This window comes from Pseudoalteromonas rubra (assembly GCF_005887115.1).
In the GTDB taxonomy this organism is placed as follows: domain Bacteria; phylum Pseudomonadota; class Gammaproteobacteria; order Enterobacterales; family Alteromonadaceae; genus Pseudoalteromonas; species Pseudoalteromonas rubra_F.
Genome location: NZ_PNCJ01000043.1, coordinates 1 through 18,200 on the forward strand (window position 1 = coordinate 1; position 18,200 = coordinate 18,200).

Consider the following 18,200-nt stretch of genomic DNA (forward strand, 5'->3'; position numbering starts at 1 on the left):
TTGACAGTGGGAGTCATACCAGACGCCCCGCTAACCCGGGGCAAATACGGAAGTTGCTTTGTGGTAAAGTGAGCGAAGCGAACCACAAAGCAACTGGAGTGTTTGGCCTCGGTTTAAGCGGTTTGTTATGTGTTTACTTTTGAGATTGCCACTTAGCAATTACTGATTGGTACTGTAATGGTATGTTCAATTTGGCTTCATTTATAGAGCCGTATTTTTGGTCTTGCTCAGTTTCCCAGTGCTCATTACAGCTAAATCTATATACTCCGTCGCCATTCTCATATTTGCAGATCGCTAGCCCATATATTTTTGCTGCTACTTTCCCATTCTCATAGTGAATGTAGCCAAAAGGCTTGTCGCCGGACCAAGCCCACTCTAAGACGTTGGCCCCGTCAATTTCGCTCGGTGGATTATTCATCGGACACCTTCAGACACATAACACCCCAATAAGCGGCGGATAATAGTTGGCTAAAATTGTGAACGAAGTGAACGCAGCCAACTGTTATGCGTCCGACTTGATTGACTTGTTAGCAGTACGATTAGCAATCACTTAACAAGTTGTATTTATTACCACACCAATCAACTTTTACTTTAATTGGATCTGAATCTGAGCCTGCAATTGTGCATATACAAAAATTTGGCCACGATTCATTTTTAAACCCAAAAGTAATACTAGCGCTCTGAATATGAGACAAATCCATTTTTTCCGATTTTAGAATTTGTTTAAATGTGTCTCTAAGCGCATTGTAAGCTAATAATGTTTCTTTAGAACCATTAAACTCTTTAGTAGTAATTGATTCACCAATTAAATCAAATTCAACTTCCGTTAAACCAGATGAAGTGCACTCGTTTCCTAATCTTGGATGCAACCAAGAAAGAGCACTTACACCATGATGTGCAAGGCTATGAATTACACTCCGAGCTCTTTTGATACGATACATACTTAGTACTGCTAACAATTTATTCTACCCCAACATGTCGGAACGTAAACCGACAAAACGGGCTGTATTACATAACCTTATGAGCCCACGGAATAAACTCAAAGTAAACAATCTGTTGCAACTGTCAAAGTCACATCTGTGTCGTATTTGGACAAATTGGGGCGTAATAATGTTATTGGACAACAGCCCTCAAAATGTTTAGGCATCCGGTATCGAACTTACCGGATAAAGCACTTATAAAAACCGCAGGTACCCAACTGGAACCTGTTAATAACCGCAGACCAACCGAAAAATAATGCTGGTTCAATTCAGAAATGAAAATTTACTCAAGGGTAGCTTTGGAGAAGAAAAAGCTCAGCTCTGACATGGTTAATTCAAGTAATAGCGCGTGTTTACCAAACACACCTTAACTGGGCGTTATAAATAAAAAGATAAGTTCAAGAGGGTAAAGCCACCTGTCACACAGGTGGCTTTTTTTGTGGTTAGTCGCTGCCGCGTAGTGAATAAATCACTCGGTTGCGGATCAGCGGGCTGCTTGCATAGATAGCAGACAACACAGATGTGCCTACAATCACCAGCAATGACAGCAGTACGCTGACTATATCCAGCTCTACAAAGTAAGTGCTGTGGTTGCTCAGGTAATAGTAAATCCCAACCAGGCCAAGCAGGGCTATCACGATACCGCTTAGCAGAGGTGTCATCGCATCTTTAAGCAGTAAAGAGATGATACGATTTGGCGCCGCACCAATGGCCATGCGCACGCCTAGTTCAAACTTACGCAGTGTCACACTGTAGCTGAACATACCGTACAGACCAATGGCTGCGAGCAGGATAGACAAGACACCCAGCGAAGCTGAGATCCAGGCAAAGATGCGGTCCAGTGCCAGTTTCTGGTCATGGATGCTGGTCATGTCATAGGCGTCGTACAGGTATACCTGAGAGTGCACCTGCTCTGCCAGCTGGTTGTATTCCAGGACACTGACACGGTTGTTCGGCTTATACTTCACCATAAAGCTGGCCGCCGAGATGCTTGGAATATAAAAGCGCGGGCTGTTTTCCTGTGCAGGTACCTGCATATCTTCAACGATACCCACGATAATGTAAGGGTCTTTTTGACGAGGTAAATACACAGGGCGGTCAAGCACGTTACCACTTGGGTCAATTTGCTCGGCCATAGTGCGGTTGATGATCGCAACCTTCTGGCGATTGGCGACATCTTCTGCGGTAAAGTTACGGCCCTGATGCATTGGCAAACCAATTAAAGGTACGTATTGCTCATCAATGAGTGCCACTCCCGGGCTGATGCGGTCACCACCGCCTTGCTCCGTGGTTACCGCTATGGTCCATTCCATGTTTTTAGTGCGAGCCATAGGGGCATTTGATCCTATACTGACTTCAGCAACCGACGGATGCGTGGCAATTTTATCTTTCAGATCCTGTACCAGACTCATCCATTGCTCACGAGTTTGCAGGTCGACTCCACCCAGCTCCATAGACACATAGGCAACCTGTTCAGATTCAAACCCAAGCGGGCGCTGGATATTGTCTAACGCTTTGCTCAGCACATAGGCATTACAGGTTACCAGCAAGGCGCTGAGGGCTACCTGGCTGGCCATCAGGGTCGTGCGCAGGCTTCTTGAAATTTGCAGGCCGCTGCCTTTACCACTGGTTTGAATGGCACCCGCCAGAGCACGGTACTTGATCTGTTGTGTGGTAATGGTGGCAAACGCAAACGCCAGTAACCAGGCAACCGCAAATGAGAAAACCACAGTTGCCACATTCAGGTGTAGCTCTGCGACGCGCGGAATATGGTTTTGTGCAAAGCTGACCAGCAGATTGTTTGCAATCAAAGTGATCACGACAGAGAAAACCGCCGCGGCTGTCATTACCAGGCCAATTTCAGCCAGAATCGCAGAGAAAATATGACGCTTGTTGGCGCCCAGTGCGGCCTGAATACTGAATTTACGATGGTTATTGGCTGCACGGGCAAGTACCAGGTTGGTCACGTTAACCGCCGCAATCAACAGCAGGATGATCATACCCGCCAGCATCAGTAAGGTTTGAGAGCGGGTATCACCCAAAATGACCGTTTCAAACTTTTCTAAAGTAACGTCAATTTTGCGCGATTCAAAGTAAGCCACGCCAGCGTTCTCGGCGCGGAATTTGGTATTAATGGCGTTGCTCAATACCAGTTCAGCCTGTTTAGGCGATTGATCTGCCTGCAACTTAGCAACCATAAAGATATCGATGAAGAACAGTCCCCAGTCGGTATCGTCTTTTTCACTGACCGGGTTGAAGTCCCATGGCATCCACACCTGTGTTTTATTGTCGACCGACATTAACTGCGGCTCAACGAATTGAGGGCTGGTCACACCAATTACCGAGAACTTAGTGCCCTGAATTTCCAGAGTCTGGCCCAGCACATCCTGGCTGCCGGCATAAAAGTCCTGCCAGAAATCATAGCTGATCACGGCAACCGGGTTGTGGCTGTCTTTACGTTCAGTGTCCTGAAAGCCACGACCCAGCGCATATTCAGCCGCCAGCAATTGCATGAACTCCGGGCCTGTGTATGCCGCTTTGAGTTTGCTTTTGCTCGGGTCGTTTTGCAGTATTTCTTCACCATATTTAATAAAGGTGTGTTGCTCAAAGAGCTCTGCGGAGTTGGCCATTTCGCGCAACCCCGGGTAGTTCTGGGCATTGGCGAATTTTAGCTTGCCATCGTCGGTATGACGCCAGTTACTGATCACCAGTCGTGATTGATCCGGGTAGGGCAAAGGTTCGAAGCTCAACAGGTAATTGAGGTTAAAAATGGACGACAGGGCACCTAAGGTGATCCCTAAGGTCAGCACTATGGTGATAAAATAACCTGGTGCACGCAGCAGGTTATTCAGCGCGTTGCGCAGATTCTTTTTGAATAACATATCACACAGCCTCCGCAACCTGCTCAATGTGCTGCTCAATGAGGCCTTCACTTAAGCGGAATTGCTTGTTGGCGTGATCTGCATACCGAGGGTCGTGCGTAACCAGACAAATTGTGGTGCCATTGTCGTTGAGTGATTTCAGCATCGCCATTACCGCATCACCATTTTTGGAATCCAGGTTACCGGTGGCCTCATCAACCAGTAGCAGAGCTGGTTCACATACCAGTGCCCGGGCAATCGCCACACGCTGCTGCTGACCGCCCGAAAGCTGGTTTGGCTTGTGACCAGCGCGGTTCAGCATATCAACCGTCGCCAGACATTTCTCAACGCGGGTGCGGATCTCTTCGTCGCTATATTGAGTGTTTGCATAATCCAGTGGTAATGCCACATTGTCGTATACACTCAGCTCATCAATCAGGTTAAATGACTGGAAGATAAAGCCGATTTTCTGGTTACGAATGGCTGCCGCTTCTTTAATCGAAAGGCTGCTGACGTCCATGCCATCGAGCATATAGGTGCCCTCTGAAGGAATATCCAGCAGGCCCAGAATAGACAGTAAGGTTGATTTACCGCAGCCAGAAGGGCCACAGATTGAAACAAACTCACCTTCTTTGATTTCTAAATTCACGCCACGCAGTGCATGGGTTTCCATTTCTTCCGTCGCGTAGACTTTTTTGATCCCGTTAAGGGTGATAATTGACTTGGACATAAAATGCTTCTCCCGGCTCCTAGTTGATGATGCCTATTGTTTTTGATTCTTTAAAACTGGCCATATCCGATAAAATAAAGATGTCGCCCAGTTTGGCTCCTGAGGTAATTTGTAAATAGCGTCCGGCGTCTTCGCCAAACGTGACCTGCGCCCGATAGGCCGCATCGCCACTGTCATCCAGTTTGAATAAGGTTTGTGTCGACTGTGTTCTGACGTTGACCGGACGTTCGATATAAAGGGTATTTTCTAGTGCTTTAGTGAAAATTTTTGCATCGACGCTGAGTTCAGGCCGCGCCGAGCTGGATAGCTCTGCAACAAATGCAACTTCGACCTCAACCATGCCATCCTGTACTTCTGGGGTAATGCGCTGTACTTTCGCAGCAACCTGATCGTTGCGAATTTTAACGGTTGCAGCCTGACCAATCTGAACACGTTCAGCCTGCGACTGTGACACTTTGATCAGACCAACCAGGTCATCCTCACTGCCTACCAGCGCCAACTCCTGGCCTGCGATAACACTTTGACCCAGCTCAACCGGTGAGCGCTGCAAAATACCGCTCATGCCCGCTCTGACGGTTAGCCTGTTGACCCGATCCTGGATAGCCTGATGCTGGGCTTTTTGCTGTTCCATCTGACCTTCCTGAATAGCGTAGGCCTGTTCGTGAACCAGTTTGAGCTGCGCCATCCGATTCTCCTGAATATCGATAGACTCTTGTAACTGCTCATATTCAAGTACCGTGGTATTGTAGCTTAGTCGCGATACTATCCCTTTCTCTACCAGCTCAGTTTCGGCAGTTTTTTTAAGTGCCAGCTTTTTATACTCGGCACGCAGTTCGCTCAGCTTAGAGGATTCGGTAAGTAACTCTCGTTTATTGTCCAGTGCCAGGCGTTTGAGATTGGCTTCTTCTTTTGATAGTGCCATCAAAGAGCGTTCTAACTCTTGCTCCATTTCCGGGTTACTCATCCGTAAGATAACCGAATCCGGGGTGACCCGGGCGCCTGGCTTGAGTACCACTTCGTCAATGGTGGCAGGGTAGCGGGCAGTGATCAGCTTTTGGCTGTTTGATCTGAGTACACCAAAGCCGGTGATTTCAGCTTGCAGCGTGCCCCGTTGCACTTGTGCTGTCACTATGTCGTTGCGTTGGATCTTGCGCTCGCCATCGGGTTTTAAGGCAACCCAGCCCAGGATCGAAACACACAGTAACGCGGCACCTGTCATCAGATACTTTTTATTCGATTGCTTTTTAGCTTTGTGTTTGACTACATCCATCTCTATTCCTTAAATGACGTTCCCGGGCCCTGTCGGGCCCGGCATTACGTTATGCGGTTTGCGCTTTAGTATCGTCAGCTTCCTGGTCCGGGCTGGCATCATCGTCATCATTGGCTTCGTCAATGTTGCGAATGTGCTTGTTCATAAAGCCCAGCACAGCAAATAGCACTGGCAGTGCCGCGAGCAGGATCAGCATTAAGCCAATACCACGACCCGGGCCGGTGCCAATGAGTGGTCCGAAGAAGTTTGATACCGCATTCTCACTACGCATAACCGGCTCAAACACATAGTCGGCCAGAGGTCCGGCGAGGAAATCACCCAGCGGAATGGTAAATTGTGCAAACATCCTTCTCAGAGCAAACACACGTCCTTGCATTTTTGGCGGGATACGTGTTTGCCAGATAACCTGGCTACTGCCGTTAATGGTAGGAACACAAAACTGGAACAGGAACAGGCCGATCATAACGACCCAGATCATATTGCTCATACCCATGATGAACAGACAAATGCCCATGGCCAGACCGCCGAACAGAATACCGTTGATCTTGCGTTGCGGACCGCCACTCCATGCCAGGTAGCTGGCACCAACCAGCGAGCCGATACCGCCAACGGATAACACCAGACCTGTCTGCCAGTTTTCGGCAGTGAAGTTCACCATAGGAACAATGGAAATTGTGCCCATACTTACTACGAAGTTAACAAGGCAGAAAAATAATAGCAAATAGACGAGATCTTTTTGCTGGAACAGGTAGTTCCAGGCCACTTTGATCTCCTGCCACATGTTAGATTCTTCTTCTGCGCCCTCGTAAGGTTCTGGTTTAGGGATTTTCACCAGTAGCAGGGTGCACAGGGCAAATACAAAGGTCACTAAATCAATGATGAAGATAGTGAACAGATCCACAAAGGCTAGCAGAGCACCCGCTAATAACGGACCTGCAATCAGTGAGATAGAACCAATCATCTGCATCAAGCCCGATACCCGGCCATAATCCTTACGCTCAATCAGGGTGGTAATGGCTGCGATATTCGCCGGTCCCTGGAAGGCTGTGGCGATGGCAGAGATACCCACACCGATAAAGATGATCCACATGTTCAGCATGTCGAAGTAGAAACATGCTGCCAGACCAAGCGTGACCAATGCGCTGAGTGTGTCAGCAAAAATCAAAATCAGCTTACGATCGTAGCGGTCAACCAACGCACCGATAATGGGAGAAAAAATAATGGCCGGCAGACCGGTTATCACGGCAACCATAGTAAAGCTGGTTACTGAGTCGGTTTCGCCCAGTAGCCAGATACCGACGGCAAAGCTGGTGATCCCTGAGCCCAGTACAGATACCATCTGTCCCAGCCACATAAGGTAGTAGGTTTTCATCCCACTACTGGAGTTTTTGATTGTCTCAAACATGGAAAAATCTCTTCATTATAATTGGTTATAGGTTGCAAGGATCTCTTTTAAACACGCTTCACAATGCTCAGCAAGGCGCGCTATTTTGGCTTCTTCAAACTGATTACTACTGAATTCCCAGCGCACACTCAGTTGGTTCTGCTTGATATAAACACCCACGGCAAGAGGACGCAGACGCTTGGTTTCTTTATCCAGCCCATAGCCGCCGAAGCCATCTTCACGTTGTAACACGCGCAGATCGGCGACATTGTCATGGCCGAAGTAGTTAAAGAACACCTGAGGTTCAGGGACGGTATTAAAGTGGTCGATTAGCTCCTTATCTTTTGCCAGATAGCGCAGTACGCCATAGCCGATACCGCCGTTAGGAATGGCTCTGAGTTGTTCATTGATATACTTCATGGCACCAACCGGACTGCGGTTGTCGCCATAGCTGAGAAAAGCGGGGTAAATGGTATTGAACCAGCCCACGGTGCGAGACAAGTCGACGTCATCAAACAAAGGTTCACGACCATGACCGAGCAGGTCGATCATCAGACAGTTTGAGTCACACTCACGCATAAAGGCATAGACGATACTGGTCAGCAAAACACTGTCTATTTGTGCGCCCGTCACCTTAGTTACTTCTGTTGTCAGCAAGGTGGTTTCGGCTTCATCAAACTGTACATAGACACTCTGTGAAGAATCCATACTGTTGACGCCATCCGGGTAATCCTTTGGCAGGTCGGCGGCATGTTTACGCTCTTCAAGCATCCAGTATTCGCGCTGTTTCTGAGCGTCTTCCGACTGGCTCCATTGAGTGAGCTTATCCACCCACTGAGCAAACGATGTGCCTTTTTTGGGCAGCTCCAGAGGCTCGTCGCGACTGATCTGACGGTAGCAGGTTTCAAAATCATCTATGATGGTATGCCAGCTGCCAATATCCGCCAGCATAAAGTGGCCGATCAGGAACAGCATAGGCTTTTCATCATTACTTGACGGATACAGTATGGCACGGAACAGCGGCCCGTTGGCCATATCCATCGAAGTGGCTGTATCAAAGATGTGGTAGTTGACCTGCTGCGCCTGTGTGCGTTCTTCGGTTTCTTCCACAGTGGCAATTGTCAGGGGCGCCTGGGCCGGCAGTTCATCACCTATCAGCTGATGCTGACCAGCCGCATCTGTGGTCAGACGCATTCTCAACGTGTCGTGCTGTGCCATCACATGTAATAGAGACTGCTCAATTGCCGAAATATCAAAGTCTTTGTCTCTGGGTAGCAGGAATACACCCAGAGTGTGATATTCCGGATGAGTATGAGACAACTCCAGGAAGTGCTTTTGTGCCGGTGTCATGGCAACCGGGCCAACCACAGGCTCGACCTGACGCAGGATCTGCGTGGTCAATGATGCTTCGGCCAGGGCACGCACGGTTTTGTGCTGGAACACTTGCTTTGGCGTGATTTCGATATCAAACGGTTTGGCTTTGGCAACCAGACGGATCACCAGTAGTGAGTCACCCCCCAGGCTGAAAAAGTCGTCGTCTATGCCCACTTGCGGTGTTTTAAGAATTTCGCTGTACAAGCGGCACAGCGTGGCCTGCAAGTCATTTTCCGGAGCACAGTAGGGCACTTTACTGCTCATCGCGCTCATGTCTGGTACCGGTAATGCGCGACGGTTCAGTTTACCGTTGGGCGTCAGAGGGATCTGCTTAAGGTATACAAATAAGCTGGGTACCATGTATTCGGGCAGCTTTTTCTTAAGGTGACGAACCAGCTGTTCCTGCTCCAGTTCACCCGCAGCACTGCTGTAATAAGCGATAAGCTTTTTATCACTGCCAAATGTGTGCACCTGACAAACCGCTTGCTCTATGTCGTTGTGGCTGTTCAGTGTGCTTTCAATTTCGCCCAGCTCGATACGATAACCGCGCACTTTTACCTGATCATCGGCACGGCCCAGGAAGATGATTTTGCCGCTCGGGTCGTACTTGGCCAGGTCTTTGGTTCGATACAGTCGCAGAGTCTGACCTTTATAGTCATGGCTGATAAATGCCTCGTCAGTCAGGTCATCACGATTGAGATAACCACGGGCAAGACAATCACCAGTGACGTACAGTTCGCCAGGTACGCCAGGCGGTACTGCCTGCATCTGGCTGTCGAGCAGCAACATAGTGACATTTTCAATCGGTTTACCTATGGTCACCGCACCGGTTTCTCCGTCACCACTTTCAATACGGTGGCGCGAACACCATACGGTGGCTTCGGTAGGGCCATAAAGGTTCCAGAAAGACGAGGATTTAAGCAGCAGGTCTTCTGCCAGCTCAGGTGGGAGTGCTTCACCGCCACAGAGGATCCGCATGTCGCGTTTACCCTGCCAGCCCAGTTCCAGCATCATACGCCAGGTCGACGGGGTAGCCTGCATAACGTCGATATCGTGGCGGTCAATCAACGCAATGAGCTGGGTCGGATCCAGCACTTGCTCTCGTTGTGCCAGTACCACAGTGGCGCCGCTGATCAGGGGCATAAAGATCTCAAGCACCGCAATGTCAAAACAAATGGTGGTGCAGGCCAGCAGTTTCTCGCCTGTGCGCATGCCGGGTGCCTGTTGCATTGCGAACAGGAAGTTACTGACACTGTGATGTGGGATCATCACCCCTTTGGGGTTACCGGTCGAGCCGGATGTGAAAATCACATATGCCAGCAGGTCTAAATCATTGGCCACATCAAAGCTCAGCGCGATATCCGCATCCGGCTGCGGTGCAGCTGCGCTCAACAGGCCATCGGGTGTGATCAGAGTCAGCTGACTATACTGGCTGAATTTCTCACTGAGCGAGTCATTGGTGATCACATATTGTGTCTGAGCATTGTCCAGCATATAGCTGACCCGCTCTTTCGGGTAGTCGGTATCAAGTGGAATGTACGCTGCGCCAGTTTTCAAAATCGCCAGCATGGCGACTATCATAGACGCATTACGATGCGTGGCCATGGCCACAAAGTCACCCGCACGCACACCTTGCTGATAAAGGTGGTTCGCCAGGGCATTAGCACGGTTTTCTAACGCCTGATAGCTCAGGGTGAGGTCACCATCGATGATGGCACTGGCGTTGTGAGTACGGTTAACCTGCGCACTGACCAGCTGGTGCAGCGGCTGATGGTCAAAGGTGTGTTGTGGCCCATCCTGCCATTGCTCTGTGATGGTCTGCTGCTGCTCCTGAGAGAGCAATGAAAACTGCTCAATTTTTTGTTCAGGCGTGGCTATCACGCGCTCCAGCAATAATGCAAAGTGACCGGCAAGTCGCTCAATCGACTCCATATCAAACAGATCAGTATTGAACTCGATAAAGCCACTCAAGGTATCTGACTGGCTAAAGTAGAAGGTCAGATCCAGTTTGGACGTTTTGTTCTCCGAGCTCATGGGCGCAAACAGGGGTTGCTGCCCTGATGATGCCGGATTACCCATTGATGAGGTGGTGTTATCGAGGATCAGCATGACCTGGAAAATAGCGGCTCGGCTTAAATCCCGGGTCGGGTTTAACTCATCCACCAGTTTTTCAAATGACACGTCCTGATTCGCATAAGCATCAAGCAGCGTTTGCTTTTCCAGATCCAGCATCTGAGTGAAGCTTAGTTCGGGCTCCACCTGGGTGCGAAACGCCAGAGTGTTGGTAAAAAAGCCCAGTGCCTGCGCCAGGGTGGGTTTTTCACGATTGGCAATCAGGGTACCGATGGCAAAGTCGCTCTGACGCGTGTATTTGTGCAGCAAAATGCGCAGTACACACAGCAGCAGGTTATAGGTAGTGATACCACGTTGCTCGCAAAACGCACGTACCCGTGCAGCCAGGTGTTCTTCCAGTGGCAGTCCGCAGGCATCGCCGTTAAAAGTGCGCTCGGCCGGGCGAGGGCGGTCGCAATACAGTTCAATCGGCGGAACGGCTTCGAGCTGTTTCAGCCAGTACTGCAGTTTGCTTTTCAGTGCTTCTTCTTGCTCAGGCATACGTTGCCAGCAGGCATAGTCAATATAGCTGGCCTGCGGTTTAGCAGGCTGTTCGCCTTTGCTCGATAGTGCGGCATAGGTTTGGTTGACATAGCGAATAAACAGATTGTGCGACCAGGCATCAAATCCGATGTGGTGTACATTGACATACCAGATGTAGTGATCGCCGGCGAGCTTGAACAGGCGAGTGCGGAAGATGCCTTCGCGAGTAAGATCGAATGCGCGTTCGCAATCTTCCTCAATTTCTCTGAGCGCATCTTGTTTACCCTGCTCCAGCGTACGCTCAGAGAAATCGACAATGGGCAGCACTCGGTATTTGTCCTGTGCTTTGAGCTCATCCATGCTCAGGATGACCTGATGCGCTTCGCCCTGATCTTCGTCAAACCGACAGCGCAGAATGTCGTGATCTGCCAGAGTTTGCTCAACGGCCTGAGTAAAGCTATCCAGATCCAGCGGTTGTGTGCTCTGGTATAGCTGAGGAATGCTGTATTCCGGGCTCTCTGGTTCGTAGCGAGACAAGAACCAGATCCTTTGTTGTTCATGCGAGAGTGGAAAACGTTGCTGCGCTGCTTTAGCCACGACGGGAATATCGTTGGCCACCGCTTTGGCTGCTTTGTTTTTTTCCGCAAGTTGTTGCAGTAACTTAGCCCGTTTTTCGGGGCTAAGTGCACTGAGTTTTTGTTGAATATCCATAATGCCTCATTGTTATTCTTGTTCTAGTTCCATCAGTAATGCAGCTAAATCGGCGTCATCCACCTGACTTAACTGTACTTGCTCAATGTGACTGCTTAGCTGGCTTACGCTCTGATAGGCCAGCACATCGGCAATCGTCAGGCTGCTCAGGCCAAATGCCTCGTTGAGTCCTGCGACCAGCTGCATGGCCAAAATAGAGTTGCCCCCGAGTTTAAAGAAGTTGTCACTGAGCCCGACTTTGTCCTGGCCGAGAATGTTCTGCCATAAGTCACAAATGGTTCGCTCTGTCTCACTTTGCGGTGCCTGGTAGGGCATTAACTGAGTGAGCTGATAGCGACTTAGTGCCTTTTTATCGACTTTACCGCTGGGCGTCAGTGGCAGCGTGTCCAGTGCTATCAGATGAGTCGGCACCATAAAGTGAGGGAGTTGAGCTGATAAACCGGTGACCAGCTGCGTCTCTTCCAGTGCGCTCTGGGCGACATAGAACGCCGCCAGCACAGGCTCGGCCTGGGTCTGGTTGATGACCACAGCACACTGACTGACACCGCTTTGCCGTTCAAGTACGGCTTCAATTTCCTGAAGCTCGATACGGTAGCCACGCAGCTTCACTTGATCATCCAGACGTTGCAAATAGGCCAGTTCGCCATTGCCAAGCTGACGGACTAAATCTCCGGTCAGATAGGCATCGACAGGTTGGCCGTCAATATCCAGGGTAACGAACTTTTCGGCATTCAGCTCAGGGCGGTCACGGTAACCCATGGCCACACCCTGGCCCGCGATAGCCAGTTGTCCCATTGCACCAAAGCGTGCCAGCTGATTATGCTCATTCAGCACATACAACTGGGTATTGTGGATCGGGCAACCTATGGTTACGCGCTCACCGGGCAGGATCTGTTTGATGCTGGACCAGACGGTGGTTTCTGTCGGGCCGTACATGTTCCACAGTGCCTGATTATCCTGTGCCAATTGTTGTGCCAGTGCATCGGGCAGAGCTTCACCACCAACCAGACAAGTGAGGTTAGATTTGCCTTGCCAGTTTGCGCTATACAGCAGACGCCAGGTGGCGGGCGTGCCCTGCATCAGGGTAATATCCTGCTGTGCAATCAGGGCACAAAGTTGTGCGCCATCTTTGCTTTGTACATCGTTCGCCAGTACCAAAGTGGCACCACAGTACAGTGGCAAGAAAAGCTCCAGCACAGAAATATCAAAGGAGTAGGGGGTAATGGCCAGCAGCTTGTCTGTGGCGGTGCAACCCGGTTTTTCAGCCATTGCGTACAAGAAGTTATTCATGTTGGCACGGCTGATATCAACCCCCTTAGGCAGACCCGTTGAACCCGAAGTGTAGATACAATAGGCCTGATTTTCAGGGCGATACTCAGGTGTTGTTAATGCACAGGTGGCCGCATCGAGCTGATTGATATCAACAAGCTGGCAGTCTGCGCCAAGGCTAAAGCCGGACTCTGTACTATCGCTGAGTACAAATCTGACTCCCGCATCTGTTGCAATAAAGCTCAGACGCTCGCTGGGATAGTCTGGGTCCAGTGGCAGATAGGCTGCACCACAATGAAGAATGGCAAGCAGGCTGATCAGTAAGTCTCCCTGGCGTGGCAGTGAGACCGCGATAAGGTCGCCCGGTTGTATGCCAAGCTGGTGGAGTTGCATGGCACGCGTTTCAACCGCCTGCTGTAATGCTTCATAACTCCATTGTGCTTCGCCACAGATCAGCGCCGTCTGCTGCGGGTGCTGCGCGGTGTGGTGCGCCAGTTGTGCCAGTAAGTCAGGGATCTGCGTGGGGGCAATGGCAGTTCCTTGCGGCAGATTTGCCAAAGTGTCTGACTGAGCTGTGCTTTCTAATGTTTCTACCGAGCCGTCCAGGCTGCTCGCCAGCTGCGTCATAATTGCAATATAGCGTGCGCGCAGTAAAGCGATAGTGTCGGCAGAGAATAACTCTTCGCTGTACTCCAGGTGCCCTTTTATCCCCGCAGGAGAGGCGACCAGAGTTAAGGTCAGGTCAAATCTGGCGGTGTCATTGGGCGTATCCGGCAAAGACAGTGTCAGCGTATCCGTGATGGGGTGTGACTGCTCCCCGCTGCTGCTTAAAAAGTTAAAGAATACCTGAAATAGCGGGTTGTAATTTAAAGCCCGGTCGACGTCCAGTAACTGGACTAACGATTGTAACGGCAGGCTCTGGTTGTCAAACCCAGACAAGATGCGTTCCTGCGTTTGCGCAAGCAGCTCAGTCAGAGTTTGCTCAGGCGTCAGTGTCATGCGAATTGGCAGGGAGTTAACAAATAATCCCACAACCTGATCCAGCTGATGGCCCGGGCGTCCGGAAACCGGAATGCCAATGGCGAAATCCTGCTGTCTCGATTGCTCTTGCAATAACAGTGCAAAAGCACACAGAGACAAGGTATATAAAGAGACACCAGCGCGGCTTGCCTGCTGTTCCAGCTGCTGACTTTGCGCCGCAGGCAGCGTCAACTCAAGACGACTTCCCCGAAAGCTGGGACGAGCCGGGCGAGGTGCATCGAGCGGCAAGTCCAGAGTATGCGGCATACCGTTTAACGCATCGAGCCAGTATTGCTGGCTGTGTGCTAAAAATGCCTGGCCTTGCTCTGTGTGCTGCCAGTGGGCGTAATCCAGTAACTGCACCGTCAGATGATCTGGCTGCCAGTGATTGCCCTGAAGCTGCTGATGATAACAGGCGGTCAGCTCTTTGATCAGCACATCCATTGAAGCGCCATCGCAGAGAATATGGTGGATCACTAACCCCAGCCAGTGACGGCCATCCCCTAGCTGATACAAGACCCAGCAGTAGGCTGGTTTGGCCAAATCGAACTTCTGCTTGAGCAGAGTATGAAAGTGCGCTTTTGCCTCTGTCTCACCCAGTTGCAGCGTTTGCAAAGGCAGCTCAACGGTGTTGAGCACTTGCTGGCGGGCTTCACCCTGATGCTCAACAAAACAGGTGCGCAGTGCTTCATGTCTGGTGGTCAGGGCTTGCAGTGTGCTGATGAGCACGGTTTTATCCAGCGGGCCATCAAGTTGCACTAACAGCGGCATATTGTACAGTCCGGCCTCACCGGCATATGCATCCAGCACATACATCTGTTGCTGGCTGTGGGTCAGGGTACCTGCCTCTGTGCGAGAAACCGGTTGCAGTGCACTCATGCGCTGCTCTGTTTGCTGCTGCTCCAGCAATTGCGCTTGCTGTGCGATACTTGGCGCTGCGAAAAACTGCTTCAGCGTGAGCTCTTTATCTAACTGCTGTGTGATCTGACTGAGCACTTTAAGTGCTGCCAGTGAGTGACCCCCTTGCAGGAAAAAACTGGTTTCACAACAGAGCCCGGTCTTATTCAGTACCGTCTGCCAGATGGTCAGCAACGTCGCCTCAAGCTGCGAGTTAGGCGCAGCACGCTGAGTCAGTGCGTTAACCACATCGGCTTTAGGCAGGGCTTTTTTATCAATTTTCCCCCGCGCGGTCAGCGGCAGCGCATCAAGTTGAATAATGTGCTCTGGGAGCATGTAGGCGGGTAAAGTCTGAGCCAGCACATAGTTGAGCTTGTCTTGCTGTAACTGTGCCTGACTGACGACATACGCAACCAAGGTTGGCTGAGGTGTTTGCTGCACAACGCAAATACTGGCGGTCACGCCTGTGATGTTGTTTAGCTGACGGCTGATCTCTTCGGGCTCAATCCGGTAGCCCCGGAATTTCACTTGCTCGTCAATGCGGCCTTTGAAATAGAGCAGCCCCTGTTGGTCGTAATATGCCTGGTCGCCCGTTGCATACAAACGTTGCTGTAGCTGAGGGTGGACCGCAAATTTTTCGGCGCTTACCTCTGGCAGGTTTTGATAACCTTGCGCCAGGTTGTCACCACCAATATAGAGCTGGCCAAGTACATAAGGGGCAACCGCATGACCCTGCTGGTCCAGCACATAGACCTGGCTGTGTGGCAGCGCAGAGCCAATTGGTACTGGCGAGCGGTGAATATCAAGCTGATTGACTTCGTGGGCACTGCAGCTGATAGTGGCTTCACTCGGCCCGTAGGCATTGATAAAGCGTTGGGTTTTGGGGTTGGCCAGCGCGAACCAGTTGGCAACGGTACGATTTTGCAGTTGTTCAGTGCCGGTTACGACCAGTTTGATCTCACTTGGCAGCGGCTGATCTGCATGACGCAGTTGCTCCATCCAGGCATGCAAATAGCCTGTCGGCAGGCTCAGGTGATTGAGTGCGTAGCGCGCAATCAGATCACCCAAATCGGCAAAAGAGGGGGTGTCTTTTGTCGTACGCAGCACGACCTGACCACCGTGATACAGGATTGGGAAAAACTCTTCCAGTGCCAGATCAAATGACAACACCGAAAATTGCAGCGCTTTGGTATGCGCCCCCAGTTGATAGAGCCTGGCAACCGCCTGACAGTGGTTGTTGAGCGCTTGTCTGGTTACGCGTACCCCTTTGGGCGTGCCCGTAGAGCCTGAGGTATATACGAGATAGCCCAGTTCAGGATCTGTGCTCGCCTGTACATCAAGCACGGTCAGTGCAAGCTGGTTTGTGTCATCTGTTAACATTACGCTTGCCTGAGCATCCCGGGCAATAAACTCGCGCCGGGACTGAGGTAAAGCAGGGTCAATGACAACGAAGGCACACCGGGCAAACTGGGCCGCCAGCATGGCTATCACGCAATGGTAGCTTTGCTCACAGCTAATGGCGATGGTCTGTCCGGTCTGTGCCACAGAGCGCAGCTCACTGCTGACGCTGCGCACCACCTGAAGTAACTGGGTATAAGTAAGGCTGGTATCCTGATCCGGTTGTGCGCCGGGCGCAACCAGTGCAATGGACTCTCCCTGATGCTCAGATAACGCGATGAGTCGCTCACTGAAGCAGGGCACCAGATGTGATGGCTGAGGCTGATTCAGCAGCGCCGACTGTTGTGCATAATCGAAGCTGCTAAGCTCACCAATCGTGCACTCAGAGCGGGTCAGCATCACATTGATGATAGCGGCGAGCTGGTGCTGCCACTGACGCACTTGCTCTTTCGTAAACAGCGCCGTGCGAAATTCAAAGTAGCCGCTAAATGTGTCACTGGCTTGCTGAATTTCCAGCGTAACATCCAGTTTGCTGTAGTGTCTTTGTACCGGGTAGGGCTGCCAAATTGGCGCTTCCTCAGAGTTTGATGGCGTGCTGCTGCTCAGGTTATTAAATGAAAACATCACCTGGAACAGCGGATTCGTGCCACTGTCACGATCTGCCCCGAGCAAATCGACCAGTCGCTCAACCGTGACCTGGTTACATTGCAGATCCTGATAGAAATGCTGCTGCAACCGGGAAATAAAAGCGCTAACCGGTGTGTCCGGGCTCACGCCTGCCGGGATCAGTAAGGTGTTGGCAAAGTTGCCCACCATAGCGCGTTGCTGCTGATTGGCACGTGCCAGCTCAGGCATGCCCACAATAAAATTATGCTGACCGGTCAGCTTATGTAGTAACAACTGATAAGCGGCAAGAAAAAACACACATGGTGTGATAGCAAGTTGCTGGCAGCAAGCAGTGATTTGCTTGCTGAGCGCGTTATCAAAGCTGAAGTTGACATAACTGCCTTGCTGTAAATCCTGCTCCGGTGATGCCGGGTTGAGCGCCAGAGACAAAGTATGTTCAGTGTCTGCAAGGCGGCTCAGCCAGTATTGTTCCATTGCACTGCGGTCGCCGCTTTGGGTGGCGAGTAACTGAGTCAGCGTGTAGGCGGGCTCTGTCGGTACACGTATAGCACCCGAGTACAGAGCCATAATGGCGCGTTCGACCATCACCACCGAATAACCGTCCAGCGCAATATGGTGGAAACACAAGGTCAGCACGTATTCGTCTGCGGCCTCAGTGTTATGGAATAACCGGAACCGACACGGGTACTGACGACTGAGCTCAAACGGCACTTTTGCCTCGGCTTCAATCGCGTGTTTCATTTCGCTTGCTGAGTTCACCGGCACCTGCTCAAACGGGACCTTTTCCAGAGGCTGACTGAACTGTCTGGGCTCGTCTTTGACCATCACAAATTTACTGGTCAGGGCCGGGTGTTGTTGCATGACAGCGGCAATTGCTTGTTGCAATGCCGCAGTATCTGGTCTGCCAGCAAAGCGGTAGGCACGAAAAATATTATTCATGCCGCTGGTGGCATCCAGCTGATGACTGAACCAGAAGCGTTGCTGCTTATCGCTCAGTCCCAGCAGGGCCAGACCCGCCTTTTGCTGTTGCAGTTGTTTCAGCCGCGCGAGTTTTTCTGCGCGGCTCAGAGTTGAGGCTGTCATC

8 protein-coding genes are annotated in these 18,200 nt (G+C 50.9%); all 8 read right to left on the reverse strand.

Going from position 1 to position 18,200, the window contains the following annotated elements:
* Positions 1 to 133 precede the first annotated feature (133 nt).
* The 8 genes from CWB98_RS20605 to CWB98_RS20640 all read right to left on the reverse strand — a co-directional run bounded on the left by CWB98_RS20605 (position 134) and on the right by CWB98_RS20640 (position 18,199).
* Positions 134 to 418 (reverse strand): hypothetical protein, encoded by a 285-nt coding sequence (locus CWB98_RS20605; protein WP_138546543.1) that lies wholly within the window; start codon positions 416 to 418, stop codon positions 134 to 136.
* Between the two features lie 121 nt (positions 419 to 539).
* Complete coding sequence (locus CWB98_RS20610) at positions 540 to 941, reverse strand: hypothetical protein (RefSeq protein ID WP_138546544.1); 402 nt, start codon at positions 939 to 941, stop codon at positions 540 to 542.
* Positions 942 to 1,423: 482 nt separating this feature from the next.
* Positions 1,424 to 3,862 (reverse strand): ABC transporter permease, encoded by a 2,439-nt coding sequence (locus tag CWB98_RS20615; protein ID WP_138546545.1) that lies wholly within the window; start codon positions 3,860 to 3,862, stop codon positions 1,424 to 1,426.
* Between the two features lies 1 nt (position 3,863).
* Complete coding sequence (locus CWB98_RS20620; RefSeq protein WP_054016499.1) at positions 3,864 to 4,571, reverse strand: ABC transporter ATP-binding protein; 708 nt, start codon at positions 4,569 to 4,571, stop codon at positions 3,864 to 3,866.
* A gap of 19 nt (positions 4,572 to 4,590) precedes the next feature.
* Entirely contained in the window at positions 4,591 to 5,841 is a 1,251-nt protein-coding gene (locus CWB98_RS20625; RefSeq protein ID WP_054016500.1) for an HlyD family secretion protein, read from the reverse strand.
* A 49-nt stretch (positions 5,842 to 5,890) separates the two neighbouring features.
* Positions 5,891 to 7,246: an MFS transporter gene (locus tag CWB98_RS20630; RefSeq protein ID WP_138546546.1), complete on the reverse strand. Its 1,356-nt coding sequence runs from the start codon at positions 7,244 to 7,246 to the stop codon at positions 5,891 to 5,893.
* Between the two features lie 15 nt (positions 7,247 to 7,261).
* A complete protein-coding gene (locus tag CWB98_RS20635; RefSeq protein WP_138546547.1) occupies positions 7,262 to 11,905 on the reverse strand; it encodes a non-ribosomal peptide synthetase in 4,644 nt (1,547 codons plus the stop codon).
* A gap of 12 nt (positions 11,906 to 11,917) precedes the next feature.
* Entirely contained in the window at positions 11,918 to 18,199 is a 6,282-nt protein-coding gene (locus CWB98_RS20640) for a non-ribosomal peptide synthetase (RefSeq protein ID WP_171045709.1), read from the reverse strand.
* Position 18,200: the final 1 nt, after the last annotated feature.

What these genes read in the sequence shown, in the direction of transcription:
- CWB98_RS20625 (WP_054016500.1), bottom strand. Translation starts at nt 5,841, where the DNA reads ATGGATGTAGTCAAACACAAAGCTAAAAAGCAATCGAATAAAAAGTAT.
- CWB98_RS20605 (WP_138546543.1), bottom strand. Translation starts at nt 418, where the DNA reads ATGAATAATCCACCGAGCGAAATTGACGGGGCCAACGTCTTAGAGTGG.
- CWB98_RS20640 (WP_171045709.1), bottom strand. Translation starts at nt 18,199, where the DNA reads ATGACAGCCTCAACTCTGAGCCGCGCAGAAAAACTCGCGCGGCTGAAA.
- CWB98_RS20620 (WP_054016499.1), bottom strand. Translation starts at nt 4,571, where the DNA reads ATGTCCAAGTCAATTATCACCCTTAACGGGATCAAAAAAGTCTACGCG.
- CWB98_RS20610 (WP_138546544.1), bottom strand. Translation starts at nt 941, where the DNA reads ATGTATCGTATCAAAAGAGCTCGGAGTGTAATTCATAGCCTTGCACAT.
- CWB98_RS20635 (WP_138546547.1), bottom strand. Translation starts at nt 11,905, where the DNA reads ATGGATATTCAACAAAAACTCAGTGCACTTAGCCCCGAAAAACGGGCT.
- CWB98_RS20630 (WP_138546546.1), bottom strand. Translation starts at nt 7,246, where the DNA reads ATGTTTGAGACAATCAAAAACTCCAGTAGTGGGATGAAAACCTACTAC.
- CWB98_RS20615 (WP_138546545.1), bottom strand. Translation starts at nt 3,862, where the DNA reads ATGTTATTCAAAAAGAATCTGCGCAACGCGCTGAATAACCTGCTGCGT.